The following is a 14,287-nucleotide window of genomic DNA, read 5'->3' as shown; positions in this document are numbered from 1 at the left end:
CCGGCCGGCGAAGCGCAGAGCCGCCGGCGCGTGGGAAACCAGATCACCCGCAGTGTCTGGCATCTGTCCGAGCCCACGGGCGTGAAGAAATAAGGGTGCGAGACATGGCGGGATCAATACACGCCGGTTCCCGCCTGAGTGTTTTTCTGGCAGACCATGGTCTGGCCCGGTTCGGTGATTTTGTGATCGAGCCGGGCGATATCATCAGCAAATCCCATCGGCATCTTGCCGGCAGGACTGCATTGCTGTTCGGCAATGCGGGTGGTTCCCTGTGGCAGCACTTTTCGGCATCTGCCGAATACCGTGATGAAAAATCCGACCCGCTGGATCGCTGGACCCGGCGCATCGTTGTTGAAAGCGTTGGGCAACTCACCGTGAAGGAGCAGGAGGACGTCGAAAGCCTTTTTCCTTTCGGCAAGCCGCTGTGGCCCTTTCAGCGCTGGGCGAAACGGGCAATGGGCATTAGCGCTTCACCACTTGGCTTGCTGATCCATCCCCAATACGGATTGTGGTTCGCCTTGCGCGCTGCGATTGTCTTGCCGCAGGCAGGGCAGGCGGTGGGCAACGTGTCACCGGGGGAAAAAATCCTCCATCCCTGTGACCGGTGCGTTGAAAAGCCGTGCCTTTCTGCTTGTCCGGCCGGGGCGTTCGGGCAGGAGGGTTTTGATGCCGCTGCCTGCAGAGGCCATCTTGGCAGCGCCCGTGCTCCGGACTGCGTGACGTTGGGCTGTGCGGCACGCAATGCCTGCCCGGTTGGTGCAGGCTGGCGCTATGATGAGGCACAGTTGCGCTTTCACATGGCTGCGTTTAACCACCCCAGGATGTGAGCTTTCAAGCCCGCCGCTTGCCCCGCCGTTCCCGGCGTGGTGTCTCGTCATTGGCCGACGAGGTAGCGTTTTTCATCGGGCCGATCTTTTCAACGATTTCCTCCACGGTCGGCCGTTGAGGCTTTTCGACGGCAAGATGCTCGTCAAGCGCCTTGCGCATATAGCGCAAATGGTTGCAGGACGTGCCGCAGCATCCGCCAATGATCCGTGCGCCGGCATCCATGGCCAATTTTGTGTAATCGGCCATCAGTTCCGGCGTGCCGGTATAGACGACATTTTCACCCCGGATTTCGGGAATGCCGCAATTTGCCTTGGCAATCACAATCGCCGAAGGATCGGCAGCCGTCATGTCGAGAACGGAGGACAGCAGATCGGATGCGCCGACACCGCAATTGGCACCCACGGCCAGGGGTGCCCTGTCCTGGCTTGCCAGCATTGCCGGCATGTTTGCAGGCGCAAGCCCCATCATGGTTTTTCCCGCCGTGTCGAAAGAGGCGGTAACCACATATGGTAGACCGACTTCCACGGCTGCTTGTGCTGCTGCCTCGATCTCGTCGACGGCGGACATGGTCTCGATCCAGAACACATCGGCGCCGCCGGCCTTCAGTCCTTCCATCTGTTCGACGAACGCCTGCTTGGCTTCTTCCTTGGTCAGCGCGCCAAGCGGCACGAGCAATTCACCGGTGGGGCCAACCGAACCTGCCACCACCACCGGCCGTTCAGCGTTTTCAGCAACGTCCCGGGCGATTTGCGCCGCCTTTTCGTTCAGTTCGAACACCCGGTCCTGGGCATTGTGCAGCTTGAGGCGGTGCGGGTTGCAGCCAAAGGTGTTGGTGAGGATGATGTCGCTGCCGGCATCGACAAAGTCCTGATGCAGCTTTCGGATGTTCTCCGGTTTTTCGTCGTTCCAGAATTCCGGCGAGTTACCGGATGTAAGGCCCATGTCGAACAGGTTGGTGCCTGTTGCGCCATCGGCCAGAAGGACACCCTTTTCCTCCAGCAATCGGGTAAGCAGATCCATCACGATGCCCTTTGTGATATGAGGATATAAAGATTTCTTTATATTTATTTTTCCTGCGCCCTTTGGTCAAGCTGTTTTGTTGGTCCGGCAGGCGCAGGGCGGGAAAAACCGAAGGGGCGACAGCCAAATCAGGTCTTGCTGGAACTTTTTTGCAGATCAGTGGCAAAAACCTTCTCTGTTAATCATGCCGTAACCCAATTCTAACCGCCTGTTTACACTATTCGCATAAAACTCAATGCGTGTCCGGCAGCAACCGGACCGACCCCCGGATCAGGTACTGCGTACCGGGGCTATACAGTTGGCTGGCAATGCCGGCTTGTAGCGTCTCAAAACCGACTATTTCCCGGCTCTTGCCTGGTGATAGTCGGTTTTTTAGCATTTTCGGCCCGGTTGTCCTCCCTTGCTGAAATCTCTGGTTGCGTGTAGCCTCGGCTTAAAAAGAGGGGCGAAATTCTTGTATGCTTCCGTCAAGCATCTGCTGGACAAGCTGGGAGAACCGGCGCAGTCCATTGAAATCACGCGCGAGGACATGCGCACCGCCGTTGCGGTTCTCTATTACCGGGTGATACTGGTCGATGGGCGTGTGCGATCGCAGGAATTGCAGTATTTCCGCAACCTGCTGGCGCAAAGCCTGGATGTCAGTGAAGACGAGTTAATGCACTTCGAGCAGGAAGTGCTGCAGATCGCCAAGGAGCAGCCGGAGGCATTTCCGCTCACCGGCCCCATCCGCAAACTGCCGGTTGCCCGGCGGCGCGAGATTTTCGAGGACATGAAGGCAATTTCGCTCTCCGATCAGGAGTTTCACGAGTTTGAAATCAACATGCTGACCCGCGCTGCCGAACTGCTTGGCCTTGACGCCGACGGGGAGGAAAGTGTGGAGCAGGAAAACTAGAGCGTGTCCGGCTTAAATGGAATCGTTTGAACTTGGTTCCTTGCCCTTCGGGCAGCGTCGGAAAATACTAACAGTGCCTGATCCTTTCGAGGTTCCGCGACGCCGAAGTGGGCGACTTTCCCCTGTTCTTGCAGAACGCGGCGGATTTTGCCCCTGGCATCGTTGAAAACCCCTTGTGGTGGGGCCACACCACGGCGGATTTTTCGCCTTGCCAGAGACGAAATCCGTCTCGCGCCGCGTGCGAAACCTAAATGTCGATACAGCCTAGGCTTCTTTTTGTGAGTTCAAGACCTGGACCGGTTCCGTGCGCCGGGTAAGCGCAGCGGCAAGGTCGGGTGCAGCAGAAATCAGCTGTTTGGTGTAAGCCTCACCTGGAGCTGCATAGAGCGCCTTCGCCGGACCGCTTTCCACAATCCTGCCATGCTGCATCACCATTACCGTGTCGCACAGGGCGTGAACGACAGCCAGATCGTGGCTGATGAAAAGCCAGGCAAGCCCCTTGCGCTCGCGCAGTTCAACGATCAGGTCCAGGATTTGCGCACGGATCGAAACGTCCAGGGCGGAAACCGGCTCGTCGGCGACAATCAGCCGGGGATGATTGACAATGGCACGGGCGATGGCGAGGCGCTGGCGCTGGCCGCCGGAAAATTCATGCGGATATTTGCCAAGGTCTGAGGCCGACAAACCGACGCTTTCCAGCGCCTCGGTCACCTGCATGCGTTTTTCCGCACGTGAAGCGATGTTATCCAGGAACAGCGGTTCTGCGACCAGCCGCTCGGCTGTGTGGCGCGGATTGAACGACCCATATGGATCCTGAAATACCGCCTGCGCCAGATGAACGATGCCTTGCGTGTTGAGGGTGCCGGGCGAATTCAGCACCTTGCCGGCAGAAAGGATTTGACCTGATGCAGGCCGCATGAGTCCGAGAACGGCGCGCGACAGGGTTGACTTCCCGCATCCTGATTCACCGACAAGGCCCAAAATTTCACCGTCCTGCATTTCAAAGCTGACATCGTCCACTGCCTTGAAAGGCTGGGCCCTTGCAAACAGCGAGGTGCGGCGGCCCGGATATTCGCAGACCAGGTTCTCAATCTTCAACATGGCAGGTTTGCCCGCCTCTGCCTGCCAGGGTTCGGATTGTTCGGGGACATGGCTGGAAGCCTCGGCCAGTTGGGCGGTGTAGGGGTGCGCACGGTCCTTCAGCACCACGATGGCCGGGCCTGCCTCCTGAACCTCGCCATGGCGCATGACGACGATGTCGTCGGCCAGTTCCGCCACGACGCCAAGATCATGGCTGATAAACAGCATCGCCATGCCGTCTTCGCGAACCAGTTCCTTCAGCAATTCCAGGATCTGCGCCTGCACCAGCACATCCAGTGCCGTCGTTGGCTCGTCAGCGATGAGCAGTTTCGGGCGCATTGCGCATGCCATGGCAATGACCACGCGCTGACGCTGGCCGCCGGACAGTTCGTGGGGGTAGCGCGAAAGCGGAAAGCGCTCTGGTGGCAGGCCGACCCGGGTGAGGATTGAAGCTGCGCGCGTCATGGCCTCGGCATTGGAAACGCCGGCATGGATGCGGATGCCTTCGGCAACCTGCTCGCCAATCGCCTTGACCGGATTGAGCGCGGTCATCGGCTCCTGAAACACCATGCCAATATCGTCGCCCCGCAGGGCGCACATGGTTTCCTCGCCGGCATCGAGGAGTTCCTTTTTACCAAAGCGGATTGAACCCCCGGTACGTGATCCGGCCGGCAGCAGTTGCATGATCGACAGTGCGGTAAGCGATTTGCCGGAGCCTGATTCCCCAACGAGGCCGGTAATGCGGCCTGCTTCAAGCTGAAAATCCACATGTTTGAGGATCGGCTTGCCCTTGATGGCCAGGGAGAGGTGCTTGACCGACAGCAGGCTCATCCATCACCCCCTTGCGGGCTTTCTTCTGAAGCGCTTTCCCTCAGCTTCGGATCGAGGGCATCGCGCAGGCCATCGCCCATCAGATTGAGGCCAAGCACGGTGAAGATGATCGCAAGGCCCGGAAAGATCGCCATGTGAGGGGCGATCGCCATCATGGTCTGGGCTTCGAACAGCATGCGTCCCCAGCTTGGCATGGGCGGCTGGGCGCCGAGCCCCACATAGGAGAGGCCGGCTTCTGCCAGGATGCCGAGCGAAAACTGGATCGTGCCCTGGACGATCAGCAGGTTGGCGATGTTGGGCAGGATGTGTTCGACAGAGATTCGTGCTGCGCCCTTGCCCGAAACCCTTGCCGCCAGAACGAATTCCCGTGTCCACAGGGAAAGCGCGGCGCCGCGCGTCAGCCGTGCAAAAACCGGAATGTTGAAGATGCCGATGGCGATGATGGCGTTGACCGCGCCGGGGCCGAAGATTGCTGTGATCATGACGGCTGAAAGGATGGAGGGAAAGGCGAAGATCAGATCGTTGGTGCGCATCAGAACATCATCGGCGATGCCGCGCTTTGCTGCCGCCCAGGCTCCCAGCGGCACGCCGATTGTCATGCCGATGCCAACAGCAATCAATGCCACGGCAATCGAGTTGCGCGCGCCCACCATGATCATGGAGAAGACATCGCGCCCGAAGTGGTCGGTGCCGAAGAGATGTTCCGGCGATGGTGCTTTCAGCCGGTTTGCCACGATGAGCCTGGTGACGTCATAGGGGGTCCAGACAAAGGAGATCAGCGCCATCAAAACGATGGCTGCGGTGATCAGCGCACCGATGATGAAGGAGCGCGAGGTCAGCATCCTGGGGAGGAGGCCAACAGGCTTGCCGCCCGCTTGCGGCAGCCGCTCACCTGTATCGCTTCGGGGTTCCGTCATCGCGCTGCCTTTCGCAGGCGCGGATCGATCCAGGCATAGACGAGATCGACGAGGAAGTTGGTCAGCACCACGCTTGCGACCAGCAGCAATACGGTGCCCTGAACCACCGGCAGATCGTGCTGGGTGATCGCCTGAAAGACGAGGCGCCCAAGACCCGGCAGGTAGAAGACATTCTCGATGATGATCGTTCCGGCAAGCAGGAAAGCAAACTGCAATCCCATGATGGTGACAACCGGGATCAGCGCATTCCTGAGGGCATGGTGCCAGAGGGTCTGGCTGCGGGTCAGCCCCTTGGCACGGGCGGTGCGGATGAAATCCTCACCAAGCACCTCGATCAGGGCGGAGCGGGCAACGCGCGAAAGAATGGCCGCCTGGGGCAGGGCAAGTGCGATTGCGGGAAGTGCGAGCGATTTCAGTGCCGGCCAGAACCCGGCCTGCCAGCCGGGAAAGCCGCCGGCTGGCACCCACCGCAACAGAACGGCGAAGACATAAACCAGCAATAGCGCAAACCAGAAATTGGGGATGGCGATGCCGAACTGGCTTGCCGCCATGATCGTGGTGTCGCTGGCCTTGCCGCGTCTTGCGGCTGCATAAAGGCCGACAGGAATGGCAATGAGCGTCGACAACGACAGCGCCATGAGGGCAAGGGGAAGCGATACCCATATGCGCTCGCCGATCAGTTCTGTGACGGATGAAGAATAGGTGAAGCTCTGGCCCAGATCGCCCTGCAACAAGCCCGCAACCCAGGAAAAGTAACGTGTCAGCAAGGGCTGGTTGAGGCCCAGTTGTTCGCGCAGCGCAGCGACGGCATCTTCGGTGGCATTGATCCCCAGCATCAGGCGGGCGGGATCGCCGGGAACCACTTCCAGCACGGCAAAGATCACGATGGTGGCAAGCAGAAGCGTCAGGATCAGCGACAGCAGGCGGCGGAAGACAAAATAGCTCATGCGTTCCGTGTGATGGTTGCCACTCCTGTAACAAGGGGCGCGGCAACTGCGCCGTGCACCTTAATCAACGCCGACAGAGGCGGTCACTCGGTCCAGCGCACACCTGTCAGGTCGTTTGCCTGGACGGGTGAGTTTTTCCAAAGCCCCTCAATCCTGGCATTCCAGACACCGGATTTGGCAAGCTGGAAGAGATAGCCATTGACCGCATCCGTTGTGATGATCGTCTGTGCTTCGCCCATCAGCCTGTAGCGTTCTTCGGTGTTAGCGGTGACATCGAGTTTGGCGATGACATCCTGGAGTTCCTTCGAATCGTATTTGAAGTAGTAGTCCGGATTGGCATAGATGCCGATGTCCATCGGCTCGGTGTGGGAAACGATGGTCAGGTCATAGTCGCCCTTGAAGGGACCTTCGAGCCACTGTTTCCACTCGACGGGGATGATTTCCAGATCGATGCCGATTTCACGCAGCTGGGAGGCGATGATTTCGCCGCCGCGGCGGGCATAGGTGGGGGGCGGCAGTTGCAGGGTTGCCTTGAACCCTTCCGGGAAGCCGGCCTCCGCCAGCAGGGCCTTGGCCTTTTTTGTATCGTGCGGATAGGTGTTGATCAGTTCTGCCTTGTAGGCTGGATGATGGGGTGCGAAATGCGTGCCGATCGGCGTTCCCTGGCCGAACATCGCGCCATCGATGATTGCCTGCCGATCAAGAGTATGGGCAATCGCCTGGCGCACCTTCGGGTCGCTGAACGGTGCCTTGGAATTGTTGGTGGACAGGATGGTCTCACCCTCGGTGGAGCCCTGAACCACCGCAAAGCGGGGATCGGCTTCAAGCTGCGGCAGGGCCTCGGGGGCCGGGAAATTGGCAAAGGCATCCACATCACCGGCAAGCAGGGCGTTGGTCGCTGCTGCTGCATCGGGGATGATGCGGAAGGTTGCCTTGGACAGTGCGACGGCTTCACCCCAGTATTCATCGTTGCGAACGATCTCGATGGCCGAACCCTTGGCCCAGTTGGAGAACTTGAAGGGGCCGGTGCCGACCGGATTTTCCTTGTTGCCGTCTGCCGATTCGGGAGCAACGATGACCGCGTCGCCCCAACCCAGATTGAACAGGAAGCTGCCTGCCGGTGTGGAAAGATTGACCACGACTGTTTGCGGATCGCTTGCCTCTACCGATTGAATGGCGGCAAACAGGCCTTTCTGGGCGTTGGTCGAATCTTCTGCACGGGCACGGTCCAGTGAGAATTTGACGTCTTCGGCATCGAAGTCCGTTCCGTCATGGAACTTGACGCCGCTGCGAAGCTTGAAGGTGTAGGTCTTGCCGTCTTCGGAAACTTCCCAGCTTTCTGCCAGTGCGGGCAACACCTCGCCGTTTTCATTGATGCGGGTCAATCCCTCGAACACATTGGCATAGACGACTTCGTCGATCGCGGCTGCAGCGCCAGCCGTCGGATCGAGATGGGGCGGCTCCAGCGCGACGCCCATCACCAGCGTGTCCTTGGCAGCGAGTGCCGGTGTGGAAACGAAAACGGTGGAAACAAAAATTGCGGCCGCGATATTGCGCACGAACCCGTTCTTCGAACGGTTGACGGACATGGATGCCTCCCTTGCAAACAAAACCGCCATGAGCATAGGCAGGCCCGGCACCGGTTGCAACGGATTTTGCGGGAACTTGCGGCCTGTTTACAGTTGTACTGGCAGGTTGCGGTTTGCGCCGCCGCAGCGCACAATCGGCTGCATCACAACAATCATGATGGCGATCATGGCAAGGAGGGGCGAATGTATGGTGAACTGGGCGTGTGGCTGGGCATTGTGGCGGGCGGGATTGCCGGCTGTTTTGCAACCGGGCTGTTTGCAAACTGGCTGAAAGGCGTGCCGGTGATGAAGGTGGCTGGCAATCCGGCCAAGCATTTGTGGTCGGTCATCTTCGCCGTGCCGGTCCCCTTGCTGCTCTTTCTTGGTGGAGCAGGGGGCGTTCTGCTGGCGTTTGCATGGCTTGTGCTGGCACCCACCGCCGCCTCCAAGCTGCATTTCGGGCCCAAGGATGTGCCGGCAATGGTGCTCAACGCTTTCCACAGCGGCTATGCAGTGGCGGTGCTGTTCGTTTATGTCTTGGTGACCTGGCTGATGGCCGTTGCCATTGCATAAGTAATCCGGCTGCTAATTAGAAGGGTGCAGCAGGGCATCGATAGAAAGCGCCATGACCTTGGCGCTTTCGACCATGTCGGCGATGATGATGAACTCGTCCGGGCGGTGGGCAAGATCGAGAATGCCGGGCCCGTAGGCAATGCAGTCATGCAGATGCCCGATGCGGGTAACGTGTTTCTGGTCATAGGTTCCCGGCGAGACCACGTATTCAGGTTCCTTGCCCATGACACTGCGAATCGCCGCAGCGACAGTTGTGGGAACGGGCTGGTCGCGATCCGTCATCATGGGAAGAACCTCCATCAGGTCACGGATGGCATATTCGAATTTCGGGCGGTCCTTCCTTAGGCCTTCCAGGATCGAGACAACCTCTTTCTTTACCTCCTTTATCTCCTCTTCAATAAGAAAGCGGCGGTCGATCACCATACGGCAGGAATCGGGTACGTTCGGGCTCGGCAGGCCGGAATAGTCATCTGTCTGGCCGCCATGGATGGCGTTGATGTTCAAGGTCGAGGATCGGGCACCGTCCGGTACCACCGGCATGGCTGTGTGCTTGGCGGCAAGCATGGGAAAGAGATCGCGCTCGAAACGCTCCAGCACCGCGCCCATGTGGCGCACGGCACAATCGCCCAGAAACGGCATGGAGCCATGGGCGATTTCGCCCTTTGTCTCGATTTCGGCCCACCACACGCCCCGGTGACCAAGGCAGATGCGGTCCTTGTTTAGCGGCTCGGGAATGATGACATGATCGACCCGCGGCTTCGAAAAATAGCCTTTTTGGGCCAGATAGGCGACGCCGCCGAACCCGCCTGACTCCTCATCCACCGTGCCGGAAATCTCTATTGCTCCGTCATAATCGGGATTGGCGGCAATATAGGCCTCTGCCGCAATGATGGAGGTGGCGAGCCCGCCTTTCATGTCGCAGGTGCCGCGGCCATAGATCTTTCCGCCGGCAATGGTGGGCACAAACGGATCGCAGGTCCAGTCCTCCCCGGCTTCGACCACATCGATATGGGAGTTGAAATGTACGGTGGGGCCGGGGCGGGCGCCCTGGCGGCGGGCGATCACATTCGTGCGCGGGTAGCGGTCGTTATCGCCGGGGGTTCCGGTGCCGCGCTCGAATATGATCTCGAAACCGGAGCGGCTGAGGCGGTTGGCGATGTACTCGGCGCAGGGCGCATAGGCTTCTCCCGGCGGATTGACCGTGGGAAAGCGCACCAGATCGCAGGTCAGCGCAACGAGGTCATCAATATTGCTGTCGATGCGTTGAAAAAGCCCGTCAGATAGCCTGGTCATGGTTTGATGCTTCCACGGGCAGCCTGCGCGATCAACCTGTTTTTGTTTGTGTTTACCTTGAATTTCAATGAATTGGCGATCACGGGCTTTTTATCTTCACCCGCGTAAAGGTTGTGCTATTCTTGCGTGAGGGGCATTTACATTGTTGGAGGGAACAATGATCCGTTTGTTGGGGGCCGTATTTCTTGCGGTGGTACTGCTTTCGACGCCGGCGCTGGCGGCGCGGATTGAAGCGCGTGTCGACCTTTCCGAACAGAAGATGCGCGTTTACCAAAACGGCGTTCTGAAATATGTCTGGCCGGTTTCCACCGCCAGGCGGGGAAAGGTGACGCCGACCGGCGTATGGCGGGCCAAATGGCTTTCCAAGAACCACCGTTCCAGCCGCTACAACAACGCGCCCATGCCGTATTCGATCTTCTACAGCGGCAATTTCGCGATTCACGGAACCAGCCACATCAAGCGGCTTGGCCGGCCGGCTTCTGCCGGTTGCATTCGCCTGCATCCCGAAAACGCCCGGGTGCTGTTCTACATGGCGCGCAATGCGGGGCTGAAAAACATGAAGGTCCGGGTTACGCGCTGAGAGGATCAGCGCGGGTTTTTGAACTAGATGTGAGTTCTCACCAGGTTGTTCACTCGATCCCATTCTGAAAAGCTGAAGTTGTAAACCATCAGTGATCAGGAGAGGGACCGAATGAACATCCACAAGAATGCCCGTTTGACGCCGAAAGGACGAGAGATATTGATCGAGCGCCTTGAGCGTGGAGAACATCCTCGCGAGGTGGCAAGGCACCGCGCTGCGGTATTCTCCTTGCCGGAAACGAAAAATCCATCCATGCAAACTGCTTTAATTTAAACCGGACACGCTCTAACGGCGGTCCTGTTTCTTTGCAGTATTTGAAACCGGTTTGTTGCGCAGCACGCGGCGGCGCGGCTTGCTGGCACGCCAGCGCCGGTGCAGCCACAGCCATTGCTCGGGATATTCACGGATCCAGCCTTCCATGACCGTGTTGATCAACTGGGTGGTGGCGTCGGTGTCGATCTTGCCTGCTGCATCGCGCGGCAATTCCAGCCGGTCCTGCAGTTCAATGCGGTAGCGCCCGCCCGGCAGGCGGATGGTGCGGGCAGGATAGACCGGGCAATCATAATTGCGCGCCAGTTTTGCCAGCAGGGGATTGGCTGCGGCCTTCTGTCCGAAAAACGTAACCATCGGCCCGCTGCGATAGTACTGGTCGGCCAGCAGGCCGATCTTGCCGCCCTCGTCCATCACACCTGAGAGTGCCCAGGCAGCGCCCGCCCGCGAGGGGACGAGATGGCCCATGGCGGTCTTGCGTGCCTTTAGCAGTTTTCTTGCCAGAAACGGGTTGTTGGGCGGGCGGAACAGCGCCGTGATGTTGAGCCCGTAGGCGGCAGCGGCGATCGGCAGAACCTCCCAGTTGCCGGTATGGGCGGTAAAGCAGATCGCCGGGCCGTCATGTTCGCGCAACTGCTCGAAATTGGGGATGCCGGCGATTTCAAACCGGCTTTTTTCCGGGTTGTCGAAATCGACATCGAAAATCTTGTCGAGAAAGGCGTATTCCGCGCCGGTGCGGCCAAGATGTTCCCACATGCCGCGCAGGATTTCCTCGATCTGCGCTTCGGATTTTTCGGGAAACGCCATGCGCAGGTTCTTGCGTGCGTCGCCCGTCCGCGGGTGCCACATGCCGAAGATGCGGGCAAGGCGGGCCGTGCTATTGATGGCCGGATCGGCCGGCAGGAACTTGATCAGCCGGATCGATCCGAGCGCCAGTGTGGCGATGGACCAGTTCCGTGCATTGCGCAGCAGAACATACCATCGGGGATATTTGGTGCGCTTGCCGGCCATGTTTGTTTCCGGTCGAAATTGTGGAGCGAACTGCGAAGTATCAGTCGTTGACACGCATGACGATCTTGCCGAACACCTTGCGGCCTTCCATGCGCCCCAGCGCGGTTGAAAGATCGCCGAATTCCAGTTCGGAATCGATCACCGGATGAACGATGCCCTTGGCCATTTTCTCCATTGCGTCGGCCAGGTTGCGCATGTTGCAGCCGAAAGAACCGATCAGGCGCAATTGCTGCTGGAAGAGCATCATCAAATTGGTTTCGGCTGAAACCCCGGAGGTCGAGCCGCAGGTAACCAGCCGCCCGCCGCGGCGCAGCGACAGCATGGAACCCTGCCAGGTGTCCTTGCCGACATGCTCGAACACCACATCGACGCCCTTCTTTTTGGTGATCTTGCGCACCGCGCCCTCGAAACGGTCGGTGCGATAGTTGATCACGTGATCGGCGCCGAGTTTGCGGCAGGGTTCGATCTTGTCGTCAGAGCCAACCGTGGTGATCACCGTGCAGCCGATCTTCTTGGCAAGCTGGATCGCCGCAGAACCGATGCCCGAGCCGCCAGCGTGGACCAGAATGGTTTCCCCGCTTTCCAGCTTTGCGTTGTCGAACAGCATGTGCTCACAGGTTCCGAACGTCACCGGCGCAACGGCGGCGGCAATGTCGCTGAGGCCTTCCGGTGCCCGAACCACGTTGCGGGCCGGCATGTTGGCAAGTTCGCGGGCATAGCCGTCAAGATGGAACCCGTGCACGCCCTTGGGGTTTTCGCAATGGTTGTCGCGGCCCTCGCGGCAGGGCCGGCAGACGCCGCAGGTCGGGGCGCCGTAAATGGCAACAAGATCACCGGTTTTCAGGCCACAAACGCCGGGGCCGATGGCGGCAACTTCCGCCGATGCCTCGGCGCCCACGGTCATGGGCAATTTGCGTTTTGCGAACGCCATGCCCCGCCAACCCCACACATCGATGTGGTTGAGAGCGATGACCTTGATCCGCAATTGCACCTCGCCTTCGCCAGGCGGCGGCGGAGCCTCGATATCGGTGACCTTTACTTCGCGTTCGGAAACCAGTTGGAGCGCGCGCAAGGATGTATCCCCCTTGTCAGTGCTGGCATACAGGCCAATTGAAAGGAACCCCCGCGCAGGACGGATAAACCGTTTCAGCGCCTGGCGCGGGCTGTTTGAATTTTATTCTCGTTATGCCACGTCCCGTTATGCCACATCTCTGGCAAAGACAAGACAGGCGTTTTGTCCGCCAAAGCCGAACGAGTTCGACAATACTGATGTTACTTCGGCTTCGCGCTTGACGTTGGGTACCACATCAAGCGGGATATCGGGGTCCGGATTGTCATAGTTGATGGTTGGCGGAATGGTGCTTTCCTTCATGGTGAGAAAGGAGAAAACCGCTTCCACGGCGCCGCCGGCAGTCAGGGTATGGCCGATCATCGACTTGTTGGAGGAAATGGGAACCTCATGGACGCGCTCGCCGAGCACAGCCTTGAGCGTGTTGTATTCCATGCGGTCGTTTTCCGGCGTCGAGGTGCCGTGAGCGTTGATGTAGTCGATCTCATCCGGCGCCATGCCGGCATCCTCAAGGGCGGCGCTGATGGCGGCGATCACCGGCTTGCCGTCCGGGCTGGAGCGGGTGCGGTGGAAGGAGTCCGCCTTTTCGCCGACGCCGCGAATAACGCCGATGACTTCGGCGCCGCGGGCAACGGCATGTTCCAGGGTTTCCAGAACAAGGGCAGCAGAGCCTTCCGACATGATGAAGCCGTCGCGGTCCTTGGAGAACGGGCGGGAAGCACCTGAAGGGCTTTCATTGTTGGTGGAAAGGGCCGACAGGAGCGAAAACCGGATCAACCCTTCGGCAGTCACCGAACCATCGGATGCAACGCACAGGGCAGCTTCGGTTTCGCCGCGCCGGATCGCCTCGATGCCCTGCTGCAGCGCGGTGGCGCCGGAAGCACAGGCAGTTGAAAGCGAGATCGGCAGGCCCTGAGTGCGGTATTTTTCAGCCAGCTTGTAGGCGATGGTGCCGAGCTGGATAAGCTGGTGCATTTGCGGGTGCGGCTTGGCGCGGGCCGCCTCCAGCAATTGCTCATAGCCGGGCTCTGATGACGGGCTTTCCTCCATCAGGGAAAAGCGGTGCTGCCATTCCATTTCCACCGGAGGGGCTGCAAAATACAGCGGTCCGGGGAATCCTTCATCGCCAAAACCTGCTTCCTCAAGCGCTTCACCGGCGGTGGTTTCGGCCATGGCGTAGGAGATGGCCGGTGCCGATATCTCCTCGGTCTCCATGAAATCGACCGTGCCGGCGATTACGGTATTGAGGCCGTCGGTCGGGAAGCGGCTGATCTTCTTGATGCCGGACTTGCCGGCGGTCAGTGCTTCCCAGTTTTCTTTCTTGCCCTTGCCGAGCGATGTCACCACGCCCATGCCGGTTACGGCGATGATTGGCCGTCCGAGGTGATCTGTAAATTGCGTGGGCATA

14 protein-coding genes are annotated in these 14,287 nt (G+C 59.3%); 5 read left to right on the top strand and 9 right to left on the bottom strand.

Features of this window, described 5'->3' with window-relative positions:
- The first annotated feature begins 104 nt into the window (after window positions 1–104).
- Complete coding sequence (locus tag BVL55_RS09905; RefSeq protein ID WP_075996755.1) at window positions 105–827, top strand: hypothetical protein; 723 nt, start codon at window positions 105–107, stop codon at window positions 825–827.
- Between the two features lie 4 nt (window positions 828–831).
- Here BVL55_RS09905 and bmt read toward each other — a convergent pair whose 3' ends face one another.
- Window positions 832–1,848: a betaine--homocysteine S-methyltransferase gene (gene bmt, locus BVL55_RS09900; RefSeq protein ID WP_075996754.1), complete on the bottom strand. Its 1,017-nt coding sequence runs from the start codon at window positions 1,846–1,848 to the stop codon at window positions 832–834.
- Between the two features lie 454 nt (window positions 1,849–2,302).
- On the opposite strand from bmt, the gene BVL55_RS09895 reads away from it, so the two are divergent.
- Window positions 2,303–2,740, top strand: a complete 438-nt coding sequence (locus BVL55_RS09895; protein WP_075996753.1) for a tellurite resistance TerB family protein — start codon at window positions 2,303–2,305, stop codon at window positions 2,738–2,740.
- Between the two features lie 264 nt (window positions 2,741–3,004).
- On the opposite strand, the gene BVL55_RS09885 is transcribed toward BVL55_RS09895, so the two are convergent.
- From BVL55_RS09885 to BVL55_RS09870, 4 genes are all read right to left on the bottom strand, one after another.
- Window positions 3,005–4,651, bottom strand: a complete 1,647-nt coding sequence (locus tag BVL55_RS09885; RefSeq protein WP_075996751.1) for an ABC transporter ATP-binding protein — start codon at window positions 4,649–4,651, stop codon at window positions 3,005–3,007.
- Window positions 4,648–5,493 (bottom strand): ABC transporter permease, encoded by an 846-nt coding sequence (locus tag BVL55_RS09880; protein WP_075998060.1) that lies wholly within the window; start codon window positions 5,491–5,493, stop codon window positions 4,648–4,650. Before BVL55_RS09880 ends, BVL55_RS09885 begins: the two co-directional genes overlap by 4 nt.
- A 71-nt stretch (window positions 5,494–5,564) precedes the next feature.
- The gene (locus BVL55_RS09875; protein WP_075996750.1) at window positions 5,565–6,515 is read right to left on the bottom strand and encodes an ABC transporter permease; all 951 of its coding nucleotides are present in this window, start codon (window positions 6,513–6,515) and stop codon (window positions 5,565–5,567) included.
- 83 nt (window positions 6,516–6,598) lie between these two features.
- Window positions 6,599–8,104 carry an ABC transporter substrate-binding protein gene (locus BVL55_RS09870; RefSeq protein ID WP_075998059.1) on the bottom strand — a complete coding sequence of 502 codons (1,506 nt, stop codon included), beginning with the start codon at window positions 8,102–8,104 and terminating at the stop codon, window positions 6,599–6,601.
- A gap of 183 nt (window positions 8,105–8,287) precedes the next feature.
- Between BVL55_RS09870 and BVL55_RS09865 the strand changes: the two genes are divergently transcribed.
- Entirely contained in the window at window positions 8,288–8,656 is a 369-nt protein-coding gene (locus BVL55_RS09865; protein ID WP_075996749.1) for a hypothetical protein, read from the top strand.
- Between the two features lie 12 nt (window positions 8,657–8,668).
- On the opposite strand, the gene BVL55_RS09860 is transcribed toward BVL55_RS09865, so the two are convergent.
- On the bottom strand, window positions 8,669–9,949 hold the full coding sequence (locus BVL55_RS09860) for an acetylornithine deacetylase/succinyl-diaminopimelate desuccinylase family protein (protein WP_075996748.1): 1,281 nt from the start codon (window positions 9,947–9,949) through the stop codon (window positions 8,669–8,671).
- Between the two features lie 157 nt (window positions 9,950–10,106).
- Here BVL55_RS09860 and BVL55_RS09855 point away from each other — a divergent pair, with 157 nt between their 5' ends.
- Entirely contained in the window at window positions 10,107–10,529 is a 423-nt protein-coding gene (locus BVL55_RS09855; RefSeq protein WP_075996747.1) for a L,D-transpeptidase, read from the top strand.
- A 111-nt stretch (window positions 10,530–10,640) separates the two neighbouring features.
- Window positions 10,641–10,802 carry a hypothetical protein gene (locus BVL55_RS16535; protein WP_156892502.1) on the top strand — a complete coding sequence of 54 codons (162 nt, stop codon included), beginning with the start codon at window positions 10,641–10,643 and terminating at the stop codon, window positions 10,800–10,802.
- Window positions 10,803–10,814: 12 nt separating this feature from the next.
- Here BVL55_RS16535 and BVL55_RS09850 read toward each other — a convergent pair whose 3' ends face one another.
- The 3 genes from BVL55_RS09850 to BVL55_RS09840 form a co-directional block, all read right to left on the bottom strand.
- Window positions 10,815–11,810: a lipid A biosynthesis lauroyl acyltransferase gene (locus BVL55_RS09850; protein ID WP_075996746.1), complete on the bottom strand. Its 996-nt coding sequence runs from the start codon at window positions 11,808–11,810 to the stop codon at window positions 10,815–10,817.
- A gap of 40 nt (window positions 11,811–11,850) precedes the next feature.
- Window positions 11,851–12,882, bottom strand: coding sequence for a zinc-binding dehydrogenase (locus BVL55_RS09845; protein WP_075996745.1), 1,032 nt, complete (start codon window positions 12,880–12,882; stop codon window positions 11,851–11,853).
- A gap of 126 nt (window positions 12,883–13,008) precedes the next feature.
- A complete protein-coding gene (locus BVL55_RS09840; protein WP_075996744.1) occupies window positions 13,009–14,286 on the bottom strand; it encodes a beta-ketoacyl-ACP synthase in 1,278 nt (425 codons plus the stop codon).
- Window position 14,287: the final 1 nt, after the last annotated feature.

The organism is Salaquimonas pukyongi, from assembly GCF_001953055.1.
GTDB lineage: Bacteria > Pseudomonadota > Alphaproteobacteria > Rhizobiales > Rhizobiaceae > Salaquimonas > Salaquimonas pukyongi.
The sequence above is the reverse complement of the archived record's forward strand: the minus strand, read 5'-3'. Positions and strand labels throughout refer to the sequence as shown.

Bases quoted from the DNA above. Each gene is read 5' to 3' on its own strand.
- BVL55_RS09905 (WP_075996755.1), top strand. From the start codon at position 105: ATGGCGGGATCAATACACGCCGGTTCCCGCCTGAGTGTTTTTCTGGCA.
- bmt (WP_075996754.1), bottom strand. From the start codon at position 1,848: ATGGATCTGCTTACCCGATTGCTGGAGGAAAAGGGTGTCCTTCTGGCC.
- BVL55_RS09885 (WP_075996751.1), bottom strand. From the start codon at position 4,651: ATGAGCCTGCTGTCGGTCAAGCACCTCTCCCTGGCCATCAAGGGCAAG.
- BVL55_RS09880 (WP_075998060.1), bottom strand. From the start codon at position 5,493: ATGCTGACCTCGCGCTCCTTCATCATCGGTGCGCTGATCACCGCAGCC.
- BVL55_RS09875 (WP_075996750.1), bottom strand. From the start codon at position 6,515: ATGAGCTATTTTGTCTTCCGCCGCCTGCTGTCGCTGATCCTGACGCTT.
- BVL55_RS09870 (WP_075998059.1), bottom strand. From the start codon at position 8,104: ATGTCCGTCAACCGTTCGAAGAACGGGTTCGTGCGCAATATCGCGGCC.
- BVL55_RS09865 (WP_075996749.1), top strand. From the start codon at position 8,288: ATGTATGGTGAACTGGGCGTGTGGCTGGGCATTGTGGCGGGCGGGATT.
- BVL55_RS09860 (WP_075996748.1), bottom strand. From the start codon at position 9,949: ATGACCAGGCTATCTGACGGGCTTTTTCAACGCATCGACAGCAATATT.
- BVL55_RS09855 (WP_075996747.1), top strand. From the start codon at position 10,107: ATGATCCGTTTGTTGGGGGCCGTATTTCTTGCGGTGGTACTGCTTTCG.
- BVL55_RS16535 (WP_156892502.1), top strand. From the start codon at position 10,641: ATGAACATCCACAAGAATGCCCGTTTGACGCCGAAAGGACGAGAGATA.
- BVL55_RS09850 (WP_075996746.1), bottom strand. From the start codon at position 11,810: ATGGCCGGCAAGCGCACCAAATATCCCCGATGGTATGTTCTGCTGCGC.
- BVL55_RS09840 (WP_075996744.1), bottom strand. From the start codon at position 14,286: ATGCCCACGCAATTTACAGATCACCTCGGACGGCCAATCATCGCCGTA.